The organism is Paenibacillus tepidiphilus, from assembly GCF_008635795.1.
Lineage (GTDB): Bacteria > Bacillota > Bacilli > Paenibacillales > Paenibacillaceae > Paenibacillus_AQ > Paenibacillus_AQ tepidiphilus.
Map to the genome: position 1 here is coordinate 55,897 of NZ_VWRQ01000024.1, position 16,170 is coordinate 72,066.

14 protein-coding genes and 1 riboswitch are annotated in these 16,170 nt (G+C 58.3%); of the genes, 6 read left to right on the forward strand and 8 right to left on the reverse strand.

The features are described 5' to 3' along the window. The first annotated feature begins 81 nt into the window (after positions 1-81). Entirely contained in the window at positions 82-1,155 is a 1,074-nt protein-coding gene (locus F1379_RS24660) for a M42 family metallopeptidase (RefSeq protein WP_150275052.1), read from the forward strand. Positions 1,156-1,259: 104 nt separating this feature from the next. Here the strand turns inward: F1379_RS24660 and F1379_RS24665 are convergent, their stop codons facing one another. From F1379_RS24665 to F1379_RS24675, 3 genes are read right to left on the reverse strand one after another with little or no spacing between them, the layout of a single operon-like run. Further along, positions 1,260-2,330, reverse strand: a complete 1,071-nt coding sequence (locus F1379_RS24665; RefSeq protein WP_150275054.1) for an ABC transporter permease — start codon at positions 2,328-2,330, stop codon at positions 1,260-1,262. Then, complete coding sequence (locus F1379_RS24670; RefSeq protein WP_150275056.1) at positions 2,327-3,304, reverse strand: ABC transporter ATP-binding protein; 978 nt, start codon at positions 3,302-3,304, stop codon at positions 2,327-2,329. Before F1379_RS24670 ends, F1379_RS24665 begins: the two co-directional genes overlap by 4 nt. Before the next feature lie 5 nt (positions 3,305-3,309). Continuing rightward, entirely contained in the window at positions 3,310-4,485 is a 1,176-nt protein-coding gene (locus tag F1379_RS24675) for a COG1470 family protein (RefSeq protein WP_239004798.1), read from the reverse strand. Between the two features lie 176 nt (positions 4,486-4,661). On the opposite strand from F1379_RS24675, the gene F1379_RS24680 reads away from it, so the two are divergent. The 4 genes from F1379_RS24680 to F1379_RS24700 all read left to right on the forward strand — a co-directional run bounded on the left by F1379_RS24680 (position 4,662) and on the right by F1379_RS24700 (position 8,765). Further along, entirely contained in the window at positions 4,662-5,273 is a 612-nt protein-coding gene (locus F1379_RS24680; RefSeq protein WP_150275156.1) for an RNA polymerase sigma factor, read from the forward strand. Beyond that, a complete protein-coding gene (locus tag F1379_RS29905; RefSeq protein WP_162551278.1) occupies positions 5,245-6,162 on the forward strand; it encodes an anti-sigma factor in 918 nt (305 codons plus the stop codon). The genes F1379_RS24680 and F1379_RS29905 overlap by 29 nt, the downstream gene beginning before the upstream one ends. Before the next feature lie 772 nt (positions 6,163-6,934). Further along, positions 6,935-8,140, forward strand: coding sequence for an MFS transporter (locus tag F1379_RS24695; RefSeq protein ID WP_150275061.1), 1,206 nt, complete (start codon positions 6,935-6,937; stop codon positions 8,138-8,140). Beyond that, positions 8,133-8,765: a TetR/AcrR family transcriptional regulator gene (locus F1379_RS24700; protein ID WP_150275063.1), complete on the forward strand. Its 633-nt coding sequence runs from the start codon at positions 8,133-8,135 to the stop codon at positions 8,763-8,765. The genes F1379_RS24695 and F1379_RS24700 overlap by 8 nt, the downstream gene beginning before the upstream one ends. Before the next feature lie 166 nt (positions 8,766-8,931). Here the strand turns inward: F1379_RS24700 and F1379_RS24705 are convergent, their stop codons facing one another. The 4 genes from F1379_RS24705 to F1379_RS24720 all read right to left on the reverse strand — a co-directional run bounded on the left by F1379_RS24705 (position 8,932) and on the right by F1379_RS24720 (position 12,427). After that, a complete protein-coding gene (locus F1379_RS24705) occupies positions 8,932-10,278 on the reverse strand; it encodes a GH1 family beta-glucosidase (RefSeq protein ID WP_150275065.1) in 1,347 nt (448 codons plus the stop codon). 491 nt (positions 10,279-10,769) lie between these two features. Next, complete coding sequence (locus F1379_RS24710) at positions 10,770-11,636, reverse strand: aldo/keto reductase (protein ID WP_420850531.1); 867 nt, start codon at positions 11,634-11,636, stop codon at positions 10,770-10,772. A gap of 119 nt (positions 11,637-11,755) precedes the next feature. Further along, the gene (locus tag F1379_RS24715) at positions 11,756-12,070 is read right to left on the reverse strand and encodes a DMT family transporter (RefSeq protein WP_150275069.1); all 315 of its coding nucleotides are present in this window, start codon (positions 12,068-12,070) and stop codon (positions 11,756-11,758) included. Next, positions 12,071-12,427, reverse strand: coding sequence for a DMT family transporter (locus F1379_RS24720; RefSeq protein ID WP_150275071.1), 357 nt, complete (start codon positions 12,425-12,427; stop codon positions 12,071-12,073). A 129-nt stretch (positions 12,428-12,556) separates the two neighbouring features. Then, positions 12,557-12,667: riboswitch (guanidine-I (ykkC/yxkD leader) on the reverse strand. 175 nt (positions 12,668-12,842) lie between these two features. Between F1379_RS24720 and F1379_RS24725 the strand changes: the two genes are divergently transcribed. Beyond that, positions 12,843-13,781, forward strand: coding sequence for an MBL fold metallo-hydrolase (locus F1379_RS24725; protein ID WP_150275074.1), 939 nt, complete (start codon positions 12,843-12,845; stop codon positions 13,779-13,781). Positions 13,782-13,899: 118 nt separating this feature from the next. On the opposite strand, the gene F1379_RS24730 is transcribed toward F1379_RS24725, so the two are convergent. Further along, positions 13,900-16,170 (reverse strand): glycoside hydrolase family 3 C-terminal domain-containing protein, encoded by a 2,271-nt coding sequence (locus tag F1379_RS24730; RefSeq protein WP_150275076.1) that lies wholly within the window; start codon positions 16,168-16,170, stop codon positions 13,900-13,902.

Consider the following 16,170-nt stretch of genomic DNA (forward strand, 5'->3'; position numbering starts at 1 on the left):
CATTACCGCATTGCATACAGAGCCGATTGAGTACTTCAATGGTTCAACTTATAGTTAAGGAACAGCAAAGGAGAGATCAACATGAATCAGGAAACCCTCGATTTGTTTAAAACACTCACTGAATTCCCGGCGGCGCCCGGCTTCGAGCGAGAGCTGCGCGCATATGTCAAGGAACAGCTGGCGCCATATACAGACGAATTCGTGCAGGACCGGCTCGGCAGCCTGTTCGGCGTACTGCGCGGCGAAGCAAACGGTCCGAAGATTATGGTCGCCGGCCATTTTGACGAAGTCGGCTTTATGGTGACCGGCATTACGGACAACGGTATGATCCGCTTCACCCCGCTGGGTGGCTGGCTGGCCGCAGCGGTGGCTTCCCAGCGGCTGCAGATTATTACGCCGCAGGGCGCAATCAATGGCGTTGTCGGCAGCGTGCCGGTCCATCTGGTCAGCCCCGAGGACCGGAACAAGCCGGGCGACATCGCCAAGATGTACCTCGACATCGGCGCCGACAGCCGCGAGGAAGCGATGGGCTTCGGCGTCAAGCCAGGCCAGCAGATACTTCCGGTCTGCCCGTTCACGCCGCTCGCCAATCCGAAGAAGATTATGGCGAAGGCCTGGGACAACCGTTACGGCGTCGGTCTGGCCATTGAGCTGGTGAAGGCGCTGGCCGGCAAGCCCCTGCCGAACACGGTGTTCGCCGGAGCCACCGTCCAGGAGGAAGTCGGCCTGCGCGGCGCGCGCACCGCAGCCAATCTGCTGCAGCCGGATATCTTCTTCGGCCTTGACGCCAGCGCCGCCGCTGATATGACCGGCGACCGCCAGGCCTTCGGGCATCTCGGCCAAGGCGCACTGCTGCGCATCTTTGACCCGACGATGATCACCCACCGCGGCCTGATCGAATATGTGCAGGATACGGCCGACACCCACAAGATCAAATACCAGTATTTCGTCTCCCAGGGCGGCACCGACGCCGGTCAGGTACATGTCAGCGGCATCGGTATTCCGTCGGCCGTCATCGGTATCTGCTCGCGTTACATCCATACCGCGACCTCCATCATTCACAGCGATGATATTGACGCTGCCAAAGAGCTGCTGATCAAGCTGGTCGAGGGACTTGACCGAACCACACTGCAGACGATTCTGGAGAACAGCTGATTCCATTCTCTTTATCATACCGCTTCAAATTGTGGCACATACAAACGGGCCGATCCGGATGATTTCCGGGTCGGCCCGTTTTGCCGTCATAGGCAGTCCTGCCCTCAGTTGCGCGAGCGGATCTCCTGACGCATGAACAGATAGTAAGAGATGCCGAAGCATAATACGGTTTCGGCCAGCAGCCCCGTCAGCTGCGGCCAGATCAGCAGCACGCTCTGGCCCAGCGGCAGCGGAGCCGAGATCGCTCCCACCAACTGGTCCATCGTCAGCGGACCGAGCGAGCGGACGCCGGGCGACAGCATAGTGGTGATCGTCTCGGCGAACAGCTCGCTCGGCGACAGGCGGTTTAGCGTAAGTATAAAGTTGGCATGGCGCAGCTGCTCGCTGACTGCAGCGGTATCCGGTACCGCCGTGGCGCTGCCGATCAGATTAATGATCATGCTGTAGAACAGAGTCAGGAACAGCCAGACGGCAATGCCGGACAAGGCCGAGGTCGCTGCCTGGCGGAAGCGGATCGAGAACAGGATCGACAGGTTCAGCCAGAAGCCGATATAGACCACGGCGATGATCAGGAAGAACAGGATCCGCCAGAATTCCTCCGGCGTCGGCGGATAGCCCATGGTCAGGAGTCCGAGGCCGGTGACCAGCAGGCCCAGCGCAAACACGACGATCGCAATCAGGATCAGCGAGGCCGCGAACTTGGCCTTCAGGAAATCGTCACGGTAAATCGGCTGGGACATCAGGCGCCCCAGCGTCCCCTTGTTGCGCTCCGAGTTCACGGCATCGAAGCCGAGCGCAATGCCGATCAGCGGCCCCAGCCACGACAGGAAGGTTGTGAAGGTCGGGATGGACAAGGAACTGCTGCTCAAGGTGAACATCTTCAGGAACAAGAAGCTGTCCCCCGCTCCCTGGCCTGTTCCGTTGTCCCGGATCGCTGTAAGTGAGGAATAAATGGAGCCAATACAGGCGAGTACAATGATCCCGATCAGAATCGTAAAGCGCCAGCTGCGGATATGGTCGCCCAGCTCCTTCTGTACCATGACCCAGAAGGCGGAGCTGCCGCTCCGCTCGGGCAGTTCTCCGGTGCCGGAAGGAGCCTGGCTGCGACGCAGCAGATCGCGCAGTTTCTGCCGGATGCTGCTCAGCAGCTCCAGGCTCTGTGCTTTGGCATTCATGCCCCGTCCTCCCTTTTCTCAAAATAGCGGTGGTAAATTTCGTCGAGTCCCGGCTCCTTGCGGCGGATATAATGCAGCTCCGCACCGCTGCCGATAACCTCGGAAGCGATTTGTGAGGTAAGATTCCGCTCACAGGTCAAGGTGGCCAGAAGACTGCCCGCAGGAGCATTGTCCGCCTTCCATTCTGCGGTGTCCAGGGCCAGGACGCCTTCCAGCGCCTGCAGGCGGGCGGCCAATCCCTCAGACCAGGGCTGGGCGGCCAGCTCCACCTCCACCCGAAGCTCCTGATTCAGCTCCCTGGACAGCGCAGCGATATCTCCGCAGGCAATCAGATTGCCTCTCACGAATAGCCCAACACGGTCACAAATCTGCTGTACCTGCTGGAGCTGATGCGACGAGAGCAGCACGGTGATCCCCTCGTTGCGGCTAAGGTCCGAGATGAGCGCCAGCAGCTCCCTTACCCCTTCCGGGTCAATGCCCAGCGTCGGCTCATCCAGGATAATCACTTCCGGGTTCTTGATCAGCACATCGGCCAGACCCAGCCGCTGCCTCATCCCCCGGGAATAGGTGGCTACCTTGGACTTGCCGCTGGACGCGAGCCCCACCTTCTCCAGCAGCGCCTCGGCACTGCGCCGGGCTTCGGCCGGGGCCAAGCCGTTCAGGCGGGCCGTATACATGAGGTTGTCCAGGCCGGTGCGGTCTTCATAGAAGCCGATGTCGTCCGGCATGTAGCCGACCCGGCGCTTCACCTGGAGCGCCGAGCGGGCCGGATCGAAGCCGCAGATGCGCGCGCTGCCGGAGGTGCGTTCCGTCAGTCCCAGCATCATCAGTATGGTGGTGGTCTTGCCGGCCCCGTTCGGTCCGAGCAGACCAAAGACCTCCCCTTTGGCTATGGTGAGGGTCAAGCCGTTGACCGCCGTAAACCCGCCGTATTGCTTGGTCAGTCCGCTCAGTTCAATTACGTTCTCCGCCATACGCCTCACCGTCTCCCGAATCTGCGGAACAGGTAATAGATGCCGCCCGCCACAGCGGCGATAATCAGCACGCCGATCCAGCCCCAGAGCACCGAGGTCTTCACTGTAACGCGCAGGTCGGCAGCAGCCGATTTGGATGGCGAAGAGGCGCTCAGGCTGACCACATAATCCCCGGGCAGCGAATTATCGCTCGATTTGATCACCGCTTGCGCCGATGCCGTTGCACCCGGCTCAATGGAGCGGACCGTCGACGGATCGAAGGATACCTCCCAGCCGGAAGGCGTACCGGACGAGCTCAGGCTGATGTCCTCCAGCGGGGCGCTGCCGGTGTTGGTGATCACGAGATTGATCCGCCGTTCTCCGCCTGCCTTGATATCGGTGCTGAGCAGGTTATCCGATGTGCTGAGCTGGATGCCATAGGTGCCCGATACCACTGCCTCCAGCTCGGCCCCGGTGCTGGCCGACGGCGACGAAGCGGTTACCGGTATTTTGTAGGTGCCCGCCTTCACCTGCTCCGGCGGCTGGGCCTCGATGCTGATGGTCTTCTCTGCGCCGGCCTCAATCTCGACGGAGGTTACACTGCTTCCGTCCGCCTTGAACCGTACATCCCAGCCTGCATCCGCCTGCGCGGACAAGGCGTAAGACTGCTTCTGGGCCGTGCGGTTGTGCAGCACCGCGCTGTATGTAAAGGTCGTATCGGAATGGCCCAGCATGTTGGCCTGATCGACGGTCAGCTCGCTTTTGAACGTACCCTGTTCGGAGACGTTGACCTTCAGGCCCAGTGTATCCTGTCCCGGAGCCGCTACAGCAAAGGCATAGCTGCCCTTGTTGATTTCAAGCGGCACCTCAAGCTGGAGCGAGACGCTTTGCGACTCTCCCGCTTTGACCGCGAGCTGCTGCACCTGCCGTCCTCCGGCGGTCAGCTCATATTTCCAGTCATTCCCGCCCGCCTGAACAGCCAGGCTTACTTCGGCAGTGGAACCTCCGTGATTGATTACATCGATCGGATAGGTGATGGCCTCGCCCGGTGCAGCCGACAGCTCGATGTACGGGGTGTAGAGCTCGACCGCTCCGGCGGCAGCCGCTTTCGACAGACCGAAACCGGAGCCGGAGACCATTGCAAGCAGCGCAATAAGCACCAGGGCCAGCGGCTTGCGGAATGTGATGCGCATGGAATGCATAATAAATTCCTCCTTCATGGTTTATCCGAAAAGAGATACGCACGGAGAACCGTCCTGGATTTACACTCCGAAATATATTTTTATGCCGCTTTAAAAATCCGGCCGGAAGTGGTACAAAAAAAGAAGGAGGACTCACCCGGCGGAATTAAGGAGGAATTAAACGCGACGTGAACACAATGGAATCCGGCAATGAGAGAATGGCAGCAATCCTCGTCCAGATGTGCGACGGCTCCACCGATGCCTTTGACGAGTTCTATGCCTGCTATGCTCCTTATGTAATGCAGATCGCCTACCGCCAGACACAGGACAGGATGGAGGCGGAAGACATATGCCACGACATCTTTCTGGAGGTGCTGCGGCGGGGTAAGACCTATGATCCGCAGCGCGGCTCGCTCAGGGCCTGGCTCGCGGTAATGACGCGCAGCCGCTGCATCGACCGGCAGCGCCGCAGGTCCAGAGCCGAGCCGCTGGCCGATCCGGACGCGCTCCGGCAGGACGAGTCCGTCCCCGGACAGGAGGAGGCCGCCCTCGGCAGGCTGCAGCGCGAAGCGCTCGGCTCGGCACTGCAGAGCCTGCCCGCCAACCAGAAGCGGGCCATTCTCGGCTCCTATTTTGCCGCGCATACCCATCAGGAGCTGGCGGAATCGTGGAGCGTCCCCTTGGGGACCGTCAAATCATGGATCAAATACGGAATTACCAATATGCGCAAGCAACTGATCAAGCAGGGCTGGATCGAGCAGCCGGAAGGAGGGGAACCGCATGAACCGGAGCGTAAACGGCAAAATTGAACCTTTTCCTGTCCGCCATTACAGCGAAGAGGAATGGATTGACTGGATTGAGGGAGCGTTTGCCGGAGACCGGCAGCAGCGGATGCAGCAGCATCTGGAGGATTGTCCGGCATGCGCCGCAACCGTTCGCACCTGGCGGCCGCTGCTGGAGCCGTCTGGCTTAACGGAAGGCAGGAGCGGCGTGGCGGGAAGGGGCGTGACGGGGAGCGGTGCGGCTGGGAGCGGTGCGGCTGGGAGCGGTGCGGCTGGGAGCGGTGCGGCCGGGTATAGTGCCGAAGGGAGCCGGCAGACTGCCGGCGGCAACCAAGACCGGACACCGGCGTCTCTGCCCATGCCATCCGGCGCGGTAAGGAAGAGCCTGCGGCTGCGCGTCCGCTATATCGGCTGGCGGCGGCGCCTGAGGAACCGCTGGACGCTGTACCGCGGGGGAGCAGCGGCACTTATCCTGTGCGGTGCCCTGTTCCTCCTGCTGCGCGGACTGTACAGCCCGGAAGACAGCAGCGCCGAGCGCACGCGCTATGTCAGCAGCTACGAGCCGCAGGCGCTCGCCGTTATGAGCCGACCGGAGACGGTCTCCTACGCCCTGGACCGGGCGGGCCGGGACCAGTTCTCCGGCAATGTCTGGTACAACGGGGATTCCGGTGAGCTGTTCGTGCTGATTGACGATATCGCGCTGAGCGACAAGCTGTCGCTGCAGGCATGGATGATCAAGAACGGCCGCCGCGATCCGCTGGGTCTCCTGCGGATTGAAGCCGCCAAGGGCCATCTGTACATCAAGGACGGCCAGCTTGGCGATGCCGAGAATTTCGCGCTGACCGTCGAGCCGGTCGGCGGCAGCCGTGCTCCGACTTCTCCGGACGCCGTCTGGCTGCCGTTGCCGAAGCCGTAATCTTCGCTGCATGCTGAACCAGTCCGGATCAGGCATCATTGCCTTGATCCGGACTGCGCAGCGGGCAAACCAAAACTGCCTTTGCTGCTCTGCACTGTTTTATACTTCTTCTGTACTTCTTCTGTACTTCTTCTGTACTTCTACTGCACTTCTACTGTACTTCTTCTGTACTTCTCTTACTGCCATGTACTAGTACCTTGACCGCATCAAATTGAAGCTATGCATCATCTATTTGCGAGTAAAACTGGGGACGTCCGCACCTGCATCCCTTTTCCGTGAACAGGCCGACAAACAGCACATTCCGGCTAATCCATCCTACTGTAGTCGAAAAACCGACCACAATGGGCTGCAGTGAAGATAAACAGGGCAAATGTAGGCGAAAAATCGACCACAATGTCTTGCCCTGGAGGAAAACAGGCCCAATGTAGTCGAAAAACCGACCACAATGGGCTGCAGTGAAGGGAAACAGGGCAAATGTAGGCGAAAAATCGACCACAATCCAAAAGCCAAGCTCACCTAACGAAAAGCAGGACAGTACCTTGAAGTTCTCATGATGCTCTTGTGCAGGGTTAGTGGAAAATCGCCACCTAATTCCACCTGTACGTTAGTGTTTTTGCATCGCCGAATTGGCTGCATAGAACGGCTCTCTGCCTACCTTGACCAGTCTTAGCCAGGCCGGTTCGGCTAGTCCGTGCTTTACGAGAACCGCGTCTTACGCTATTATAGTTTACATTATGTAATTGATTACACAGTGTAAACAAGGAGAGAAGTCATGTCCCGCCCATTGTCCCGTTCCATCCAGTTCCCGCTATTTATTCTGATGCTCAACCTGTTCATCGCCCTGCTGGGTCAGGGTATGGTGATCCCCATCCTCCCGGATTATCTGAAGCAGTTCGATGCGGGAGGTACCGCCGCCGGTTATCTGGTTGCCGCCTTCGGCGCCGCCCAGTTCATCTTCTCCCCGGTCGGCGGACAGCTCTCGGACCGCTGGGGGCGCAAGAAGCTGATCGTGGCCGGCCTGTTTCTGACCGTACTGTCCGATCTCATCTTCGCCGCTTCGCACACGTTGCCCCTCTTGTATCTGGCCCGGTTCATCGGCGGCATGGGCGTGGGGATCATGGTCCCCGCCAACATGGCGTATGTGGCAGACATCACAACTCCCGATACACGGGCCAAAGGCATGGGCTACCTGGGCGCGGCCATGAACCTGGGCATGGTGCTGGGCCCCGGGCTGGGCGGTATCATCGCCGAATTCGGCCTGCGGGTTCCGTATTATTTTGCCGCCGGATTGGGACTGGTCGCTACGATTCTGACACTGTTCATGCCGGAGACGCTGAAGCCCGAGCACCGGACCGCCCGCAGCCAGGCCTCCGGCAGACAGCCGCTCCTGAAGCCGCTCATCGACTCCTTCCGGACACCTTATTTCCGCTATCTGCTGCTTATTCTCGTTATGACCTTCGGTCTGGTCAATTATGAGACGGTGTACGCCCTGTTCGTCGAGCGAAAGTACGGCCTTGGGGCCGGAAGAATCTCGCTGATCATCACACTCAGTGCTGTAATCGGGATCATCGTACAGGTGTGGCTGCTCGATAAATTCATCAAGCGGTTCGGCGAGAAGCATCTGATCCGGCTCTCACTCATCATGACTGCTGTCGCCCTTCTGCTGATGCTGGTCCGCGTGAACCTCGGTTATCTGCTGGCCGTGTCCGCCCTTTTCTTCACCTTCAATGCATTCCTGCGCCCCACGGTGAGCACCCTGATCTCCAATGCAGCCGGGAACCGCCAGGGGTATGCTTCCGGTCTGAACACCACTTATACCAGTCTGGGCAACATCCTTGGTCCTGTGATCGCGGGAACTTTGTTTGACAAACACATCAATTCGCCCTATATTTTGGGTGCATTCATTCTGATGATCGCCTTATGTCTGACGGTGAACATCCCCAATTCGCAAGAGAAACGGACGGCTGCCCATGACTGAGAACTGGCACCAGAATCTGAAGAATAAAAACCGCGAGGACCTGATCGCCGCGGCCAAGGAACTATGCATGAAGCAGAGCTTTCTGAGCGTAAACATCAAGGAGGTGTGCCTGCTGGCCGGTGTCAGCCGGGTTACCTTCTACAAGCACTTCCAGTCCATGGATGAGCTGGTCATGGAAGTGCAGATGGAGCTGCTGGAAAGCATGACGGAAGCCGTACAGACGGAGGCGGAGACAGCCGGTAACGGTAAGGACAACCTGCTCTCGATGCTGGAGGCCTGGACGGCGTTCGCCCGGCAGCATCCCGATTACATCAAGTTTATTCTGCTGTTCGATCTGCACTACGAGGCCTACCGTACCAAGCCGGAGCTGATGGAGCGGTATGAGGGCTTTATTCGCGGCAATAAAGAGCGTCACTTCCTGACCGGAGCCATTGAAGCCGGCATTGCAGACGGATCGCTCAGAGCAGGGCTTGATCCGCTTGATACCGCTCAATTTATATTCACCGCCATGATGGGCATGCTGCAGAAATTCAGCCTGAGCCCATTGGCACCGGAGGAGCCGGGGATTCAGGAGCGTTTTGTACGAATGCTGATGGAGCATCTGAGTTCAGACCGGAAGAACTGACAGACTGCTCCCGCAAATCCCCCCACAACGTGGTGCTTGGCATGAGCCGGATTCAGGTCGTTCCGCCGGTTATACGACGAGTTTGTACGACAAAGACACCCCCGAGCCGCTGCTTGGGGGTGTTGTTATTTTTCAATCCGGATTCCGGAAGAGTCGTTACCGTCTGTTATCCCAATTCAATTCCGCCGCGGGCGATTACGTCCTGGTACCAGTAATAGCTGTCCTTGGGCGTCCGCGCCAGCGTCTTGTAATCCACATGGATGAGTCCGAAACGCATGGAGTAGCCGTAGGCCCACTCGAAATTATCCATCAGCGACCAGGAAAAATATCCTCTGACCGGGATGCCCGATTGGATGGCACGGTCCAGCTGAAGCAGATGGCGGTGAATATAGTCGATCCGCTTCTGGTCCGCCACGGCTCCGTCCACCGGTTCATCGTTATAGCAGGCACCGTTCTCGGTGATGTAGACCGGAATCTCGCCATACCGCTCATGAATGCGGCTCAGCACGTTGTAGAAGCCCTGCGGATAAATCGGCCAGCCGATATCCGTGTGTTCATATCCGACATCCACCGTCCGGATCTTCATTAATCCGCCGTCTCCGTCATAACGGGCCACCGAGCCATTGTAATAGTTAAGGCCAAGGATGTCGATCCGCTCGCTGATCAGCTCCATGTCTCCGGGCTCAATGTGCAATTCCGCACCCGCCTGCCGGAACCATTCCACAAGAAAAGCAGGGTATTCACCCTTGAATACCGGGTCCATAAACCATTCGATGAACCAGCCGTTCTGCCGCTCACAGGCCGCAATATCTTCAGCGCGGGTGCTGTAAGGCTCCATCCAGGTTGCATTCGGTGCATAACCGATCTGCCCGGCGCCCCCGAGCTCACGGAATAGCCGTACCGCACGCCCATGCGCCACCAGCAGGTGATGGGCTACGTTAAGCGCGGTCTGCAGATCCTTATCCCCCGGGGCATGCTCGCCGTAATAGTGCGACAGGAATGAAGCGCACCAGGGCTCGTTGATGGTGTACCACTGCTTGATTTTGCCGCCGAATTCGCGGAACACCGTCTCGCAATAGCCGGCGAAGGCGTCGATTGTGCTGCGGCTGCGCCAGCCGCCCTGCTCCTCCAGCGCCTGCGGCAGATCCCAATGATACAGCGTACAGACCGGCTCAATGCCGTTCTCGATCAACGCGTCCACAAAATCGTGATAATACCGGATGCCAAGCGGGTTCACCTCTCCGGTGCCCTGCGGGTAGATGCGCGGCCAGGCGATGGAGAAGCGGTACGCCTTGATGCCCAGCTCCTTCATCAATGCAATATCCTCCGGATAGCGGTGGTAGCTGTCGCAGGCCGTGTCTCCGTTGTCGCCGTTCCATACCTTGCCGGGAATCCGTGCAAAGCTGTCCCAAATGGACAAGCCCCGTCCGTCCTCCTGATAAGCGCCTTCAATCTGATACGCAGCCGTAGCGGCACCCCAGGTAAAATCCGCGGGAAATGATATTCTGTTCATGTTGCGGTTAACCCCCTGTTATTTCTGTTAGTATAAGTGCAATTTGTTATGATTCAATTTGTTCATTATAGCAAACTATACAGTAAACTTTCACGTGCTGTTTAATCCGCAATTGGACGAGTGCATCCGATAAAACCAGGTAAAGGAAATAAAGGAAAGACGTCTAATTCTTCTATAAGTACAAAATTGGTTATGATTGAACTCAATGTTCTCGGATTAATGGGTCTTATGAATACAAAAAATAGATATGTCGCTCTTCTGGGGATAGGAATCTGTTTGGCAGACTTTTTGTTCCCTCTATACAGCATGTGGATTATTCGTGCTCCATAACATACTGAATACAGGCGAACAGATGTCGGGGGATCACTGGTAGATTACAGAGTGAACAACGGCAATATTCTGTCTCCGCCAAAAAAAAGCGGGAGCGCTTACGCCCCCGCTGCGAACCAGCCCCGCTCTTTGGTGTTAGCAGCCGTTTGCACTGCTGCGCTTTATATCATATCCAGCGGCACCCGCCAGGACGGCTGGGGAAAAGCATCATCCAGCCGGCATAATTCCTCTGTACTCAGCCGGATATCCGCTGCCGCCGCATTCTCGGCCACATGCCGGCGGTCCCCCGCCTTAGGGATGGCCATAACCTCGCCTTCGCGGATGCTCCAGGCCAGCATCACCTGCAGCGGAGTCGCCCCGTGCCCGCGGGCGATCTCCCGGACGGTATCATTCTCCGTGAGTCCCCGGCGCAGCGTGCCCGCCTGGGCGAGCGGCGAGTAAGCCATCACGGGCATTTTCCGTCCCTTCTGCCAGGGCAGGAGCTCGTGCTCAATGCCGCGGGAGCCGAGATGGTACAGCACCTGGTTGACGGCGCAGCGGTTGCCCCCCGGCAGATTCACCAGCTCCTTCATCTCCTCCGTATCCAGGTTGGAGACGCCCCAACGGGCGATTTTTCCTGCGGCTACCAGCTCTTCCATGCCTTCCACCGTCTCGGCAAGCGGAACATTTCCGCGCCAATGCAGCAGATACAGGTCCAAATGATCGGTACCGAGCCGCTTCAGGCTGTTCTCGCAGCTGCGGGCCAGATTGTCCCTGCCGGCGTTATGCGGATACACCTTGGAAACGAGGAATACCTCGTCTCTGATGCCCCGGATTGCCTCGCCCACCAGCTCCTCGGCGCGGCCTTCCCCGTACATTTCCGCCGTATCAATGACATTCAAGCCCAGTTCAATGCCCAGCCGCAAGGCGGCTATTTCCTCGCTCCGTCTGGACGGGTCCTCGCCCATATTCCAGGTGCCCTGACCAATCTTCGGTACGGAAGCCCCGTCCTGCAGCGTAATCCGGTTCTGTATATTCCTGTTCATCATGGAAGTCTCCTTAGGAGTGGATTGTATACTAACTATACTTACCACGTTACACCCGTCAAAACATCGTACAGTTGTCTAATTCTTTAACGATTTCATTGTTACTAAATGTCATAACCTCCTTAACCCGCCAGCTTCAGCCCGATGGCCGCACCCAAAATCAACGTGATGCAGAGAATGCGCGGAAGGTTCCGCGGTTCACCGTACAGCAGCATCCCCAGGGTTGCTCCGCCGGCTGCACCGATGCCGGTCCAGACAGCATAAGCGGTCCCCATGGGCAGCGTCCGCATCGCCAGCGACAGCAGGATAAAGCTGGCGCCGAAGCCCAGAATCAGAAACGAAAGCGTCCGCAAGCTGCGGTCCTTCTGCAGCTTTGCCATCATCGCGACCCCGGCCATTTCACAAAGTCCGGCGCCAATCAGCATCAACCAATCCATTTAAGACACCTCCTTTGACTCGGCATCCGTGCTATGTCCGCCCGCAAGCTTCAGCCCGATGACGCCGGCCAGCAGCACTGCAATCAGCACCAGCTTCAGCACGCGCAGCGGCTCCCCGAACCACACCATATCCGCAATCACTGTACCAGCCGTTCCCAGCCCGACGAATACGGCATACACTGTGCCGGCCGGCAGCCGGCCGCTGGCCCATATCAGAGCCGTAAAGCTGACAATAATCGCTACCACAGTTCCCGCCCATTCCAGCGCAGATGATGCATGCTTGAGCCCAATCACCCAGAATACCTCAAAGAATGCGGCACCCATAATCGTCAACCATGCCTTGCTGTTTGCACTCATATTCTCTCCTCCTGCTCCTAATAACGAAGTTATGACTGGTTTCCCCGGGCCGGCCCCTCCTTATCCCTCTCGAAAGTTCGCCGGTCTGCAAAAATAAAAGCCCGGAAGGTTACCGCCATTGCTGGCGATACCTCCCGGGCTTTTGTCCCTCCGTGTTGACGCAGAGTCCGCTGTGGAAGCTGCGCGTTCTCCCTCGGACCTGACCGGCGAATGCGCCGCGGAACCCTAGAGAACCAGTCCGTATTAAGTTACATCGTATGTTAGCAAATTACCGGAGTAAAAGCAAGCGCAGATTTGGGGAAATGCCGTTAACAGGCGGCTAAAGAAAATTAAAAGGATATTTGCCGCATTCACGTATTTTCTGCGATGGTAAAATATGCACATCGTTCCCCACACTTAAGGAGGTCTTCCGATTATGTTCCAGTCCCGCCATTTCAGCATCATTCCGCTTGGAGATGATATTTATGCCTTAGAAGCTACTGAGACGGGCGGTGCCATGAGCAATGCCGGCATTATCGACATGGGCGGCTTCACGCTGGTCTTCGACACCTTCAATACGCCGCAAGCCGGGAAAGACCTGCATGAAGCGGCACTCCGGTTACTGGGCGGCCAGCCCGTGCGTTATGTTGTTAACAGCCATTGGCATGGTGATCACGTACGCGGCAACCAGCATTTCCCGGGTGCGGTCATCACAGCCTCAAGCCGCACACGCGAGGAGATGCAGGCCACACAGCCCGCCTGGCTGGAACGGATGAAGCCGCTGCTGCCGAAGCTGGCAGCCGATATAGCCGCCGTCTCTACCAAGCTGGAAGCAGAAGCGAACCCAGCCGTACATACTCGGCTGACAGGAGAAAGGCAATATCTGCTGGAAATACAGGAGTCCATCGAATCACTGGCGGTTACTTACCCGGAGCTGACGTATGAGCATCAGTTAACGATTTGCGGCTCCAAACGCAGTATTAAACTGTTATCGCTGGGACAAGCCCATACAGCATGCGACACGGTCCTATATTCCCCGGCGGATTCGCTGGTCTTCGCCGGCGATGTCATCGCCGTAGACAATCATCCGCTCTTCCAGGACGGCAATCCGCACAGCTGGCTCAGCGCGCTGGACAAGCTGGAGACGCTGGGAGCGGCAGTCATCGTGCCCGGCCACGGACCGGTCGCCGGTTCCGCCTGTATCTCCGGCATGCGGCAATACATACATGACCTCCTGCAGCTGGCCTCCACGCTTACCGCTGCGGATACAGCTGCAGATCCGGCCAGTATTCCGGTTCCGGAGCCCTACCGGGACTGGAAGGCAGGAGGTGTCTTTGCCCGTAATCTGGAATTTCTGCTTGGGCGGCAGCCTTAAGCCATATAGCCGTCCGTCAACCGGACAGTCTGCCTGCACTGCCCGTGGACGAAGAGGAGCTCTTGAGCTGTTATCCGGCCAAGAGCTCCTTGTCTTCCGCAAAAGGACGGTAAGTATCCTACTCTTCTTCGGTAACCAGCGCGTTGAACTGCCGCAAATCTTCGTCCAGGTCGGCCTCGGTGAACCTGCCCTGGCCGAAACCGATCAATGCGCGCAGCGGCATGTATCTCATCATCGCCAGCAGCATTTCCTCGTTATCCTCCATCAGGCTGTCAAGTCCGGACATGCTGGTGTATTTCTTGGCCGCTTCCGCCGTCTGCGGATGGGTCAGCAGATCGCCGATGGTTGTATTGCGGTGGAAGCGCACCGGCAGTTTCGTCTGCGACTCCACTACCAGCTCCGTACTAAGACGGATGTCCCGGGACGAAGCGCCGGCGGCAATCCGGAACACGCCGCTCTCCACATGCCAGTCGCCCAGCGCCGTATTGTAATAGGCGAACGAGCGCTTATCCAGTGTAAAGGTGACCTCACGCGCTTCCCCCGGCTCCAGAGCGAGCTTGGCGAAGCCCTTCAGCTCCTGCAGCGGACGAATGACGCTGCTCTCCACGTCGCTGACATAGAGCTGCACGATTTCCTTGCCCGCAGTGTCACCGGTATTCTTGACGGTAAGCGAGACCTGCACTGTCTCCGAGTCCAAGATACGCTGCTTCGTCAGCTTCAGGCCGCTGTACTCGAATTTTGTGTAGCTCAGACCGAAGCCGAAGGGGAAAAGCGGCTCAATTTGTTTCTTGTCATAATAGCGATAGCCGACAAACAGACCCTCACGGTACTCCACCCGGTCGCCTTCTCCCGGGAAATTCAGGAACGAAGGGTTGTCGCTCAGCTTGACCGGGAAGGTCTCGGCCAGCTTGCCGCTGGGGCTGACTGCACCGAAGAGCAAGTCGGCCACTGCTCCGCCGAAGGCCTGCCCTCCCAGATAGCCTTCCAGCACCGCCTTGGTCTGCGGCAGCCACGGCATCTCCACCGGGGCGCCGTTGCTGAGCACGACGACAACATTGCTCTGCACGGCAGCCACCGCCGCCAGCAGCGCAATATGGTTCTCCGGCAGCGACAGATGGCTGCGGTCATAGCCTTCGGACTCGTAGCGGTCCGGCAGTCCCAGGAACAGCACTGCGGCATCCGCCCGAGCCGCCGCGTCCGCCGCAGCCTGCTGCAGGGCATCGTTCACCCCGTCGCTGCCCAGCTCATAGCCTTGGGCATATTCGAGGCTCACGCCGCCGGCGGCAGCCTGCATTTCGGCAAAAGCATCGTCAAGCTGTGTCGGATTCACATGCGAGCTGCCGCCGCCCTGATAACGCGGATTCTTGGCGAATTCACCGATAATGGCCAGACGCCCATTCTTCTGCAGCGGCAGAATGCCGTTCTCGTTCTTCAGCAGCACCATGCTGTCCCGCGCCACTTCCCGCGCCAGTCTGTGATGCGTTTCCTTGTCAAAGGTTGCCCCGTTCTTCCGGCTCTCCACACTCTTGAAGATAAAGGTCAGCAGCCGTTCAACAGCCAAATCCAGCGTTTTGACCGCCAGCTCACCGCTTTCTACGGCTTGGACGATCTTGGCGTCGCCAATCCCGGCGCTTGACGGCATTTCCAGCTCCAGCCCGGCCTGCAGCGCCTGCACCCGTTCGTTGACTGCACCCCAGTCGGATACGACAAAGCCTTCGAAGCCCCATTCCTCGCGGAGAATCCGGTTCAGCAGGTAATCGCTTTCAGAGGCGTACACGCCGTTTACGCGGTTGTAGGAGCACATGACGCTCCAAGGCTGGCTTTGCTTCACCGGGCCTTCGAAGCTTGCCAGATAAATCTCCCGCAGCGTCCGTTCGTCGATGACGGCGTCTGTGGACATCCGGCGGTGTTCCTGATTATTGGCGGCAAAATGCTTCAGCGAGGTCCCCACACCCTGGCTCTGCACGCCCTGGATGTGGCTGGCCGCCAGCTCCCCTGCGAGGTAAGGGTCCTCCGAGAAGTATTCGAAATTACGGCCGTTCAGCGGCGACCGCTTAATGTTGTTGCCGGGTCCCAGCAGGACAGCGACATTCTCGGCCTGACACTCCGCGCCAAGCGCTTCACCTACCCGGGTGATCAGCTCACGGTCCCAGGAAGAGGCCAGTCCGGCGGCCGAAGGAAAACAGGTAGCCGGCACGCTGTCGTTCAGCCCCAGATGATCTCCGCCTTCCTGTTGCTTGCGCAGGCCATGCGGACCGTCAGTTACCATTACGGACGGGATTCCCAGCCGTTCAATGCCTTTGGTATGCCAGAAGTCAAGACCGGAGCACAGTCCTGCCTTCTCTTCCAGTGTCATTTGCGATAGGAGTTGCTTAATGTCTGTTGTCAT

Coding starts and splice junctions, on each gene's coding strand:
- F1379_RS24720 (WP_150275071.1), bottom strand. CDS start 12,427: ATGAGTGCAAACAGCAAGGCATGGTTGACGATTATGGGTGCCGCATTC.
- F1379_RS29905 (WP_162551278.1), top strand. CDS start 5,245: ATGAACCGGAGCGTAAACGGCAAAATTGAACCTTTTCCTGTCCGCCAT.
- F1379_RS24695 (WP_150275061.1), top strand. CDS start 6,935: ATGTCCCGCCCATTGTCCCGTTCCATCCAGTTCCCGCTATTTATTCTG.
- F1379_RS24660 (WP_150275052.1), top strand. CDS start 82: ATGAATCAGGAAACCCTCGATTTGTTTAAAACACTCACTGAATTCCCG.
- F1379_RS24700 (WP_150275063.1), top strand. CDS start 8,133: ATGACTGAGAACTGGCACCAGAATCTGAAGAATAAAAACCGCGAGGAC.
- F1379_RS24680 (WP_150275156.1), top strand. CDS start 4,662: ATGGAATCCGGCAATGAGAGAATGGCAGCAATCCTCGTCCAGATGTGC.
- F1379_RS24715 (WP_150275069.1), bottom strand. CDS start 12,070: ATGGATTGGTTGATGCTGATTGGCGCCGGACTTTGTGAAATGGCCGGG.
- F1379_RS24670 (WP_150275056.1), bottom strand. CDS start 3,304: ATGGCGGAGAACGTAATTGAACTGAGCGGACTGACCAAGCAATACGGC.
- F1379_RS24665 (WP_150275054.1), bottom strand. CDS start 2,330: ATGAATGCCAAAGCACAGAGCCTGGAGCTGCTGAGCAGCATCCGGCAG.
- F1379_RS24675 (WP_239004798.1), bottom strand. CDS start 4,485: ATGCATTCCATGCGCATCACATTCCGCAAGCCGCTGGCCCTGGTGCTT.
- F1379_RS24710 (WP_420850531.1), bottom strand. CDS start 11,636: ATGATGAACAGGAATATACAGAACCGGATTACGCTGCAGGACGGGGCT.
- F1379_RS24705 (WP_150275065.1), bottom strand. CDS start 10,278: ATGAACAGAATATCATTTCCCGCGGATTTTACCTGGGGTGCCGCTACG.
- F1379_RS24725 (WP_150275074.1), top strand. CDS start 12,843: ATGTTCCAGTCCCGCCATTTCAGCATCATTCCGCTTGGAGATGATATT.
- F1379_RS24730 (WP_150275076.1), bottom strand. CDS start 16,170: ATGACAACAGACATTAAGCAACTCCTATCGCAAATGACACTGGAAGAG.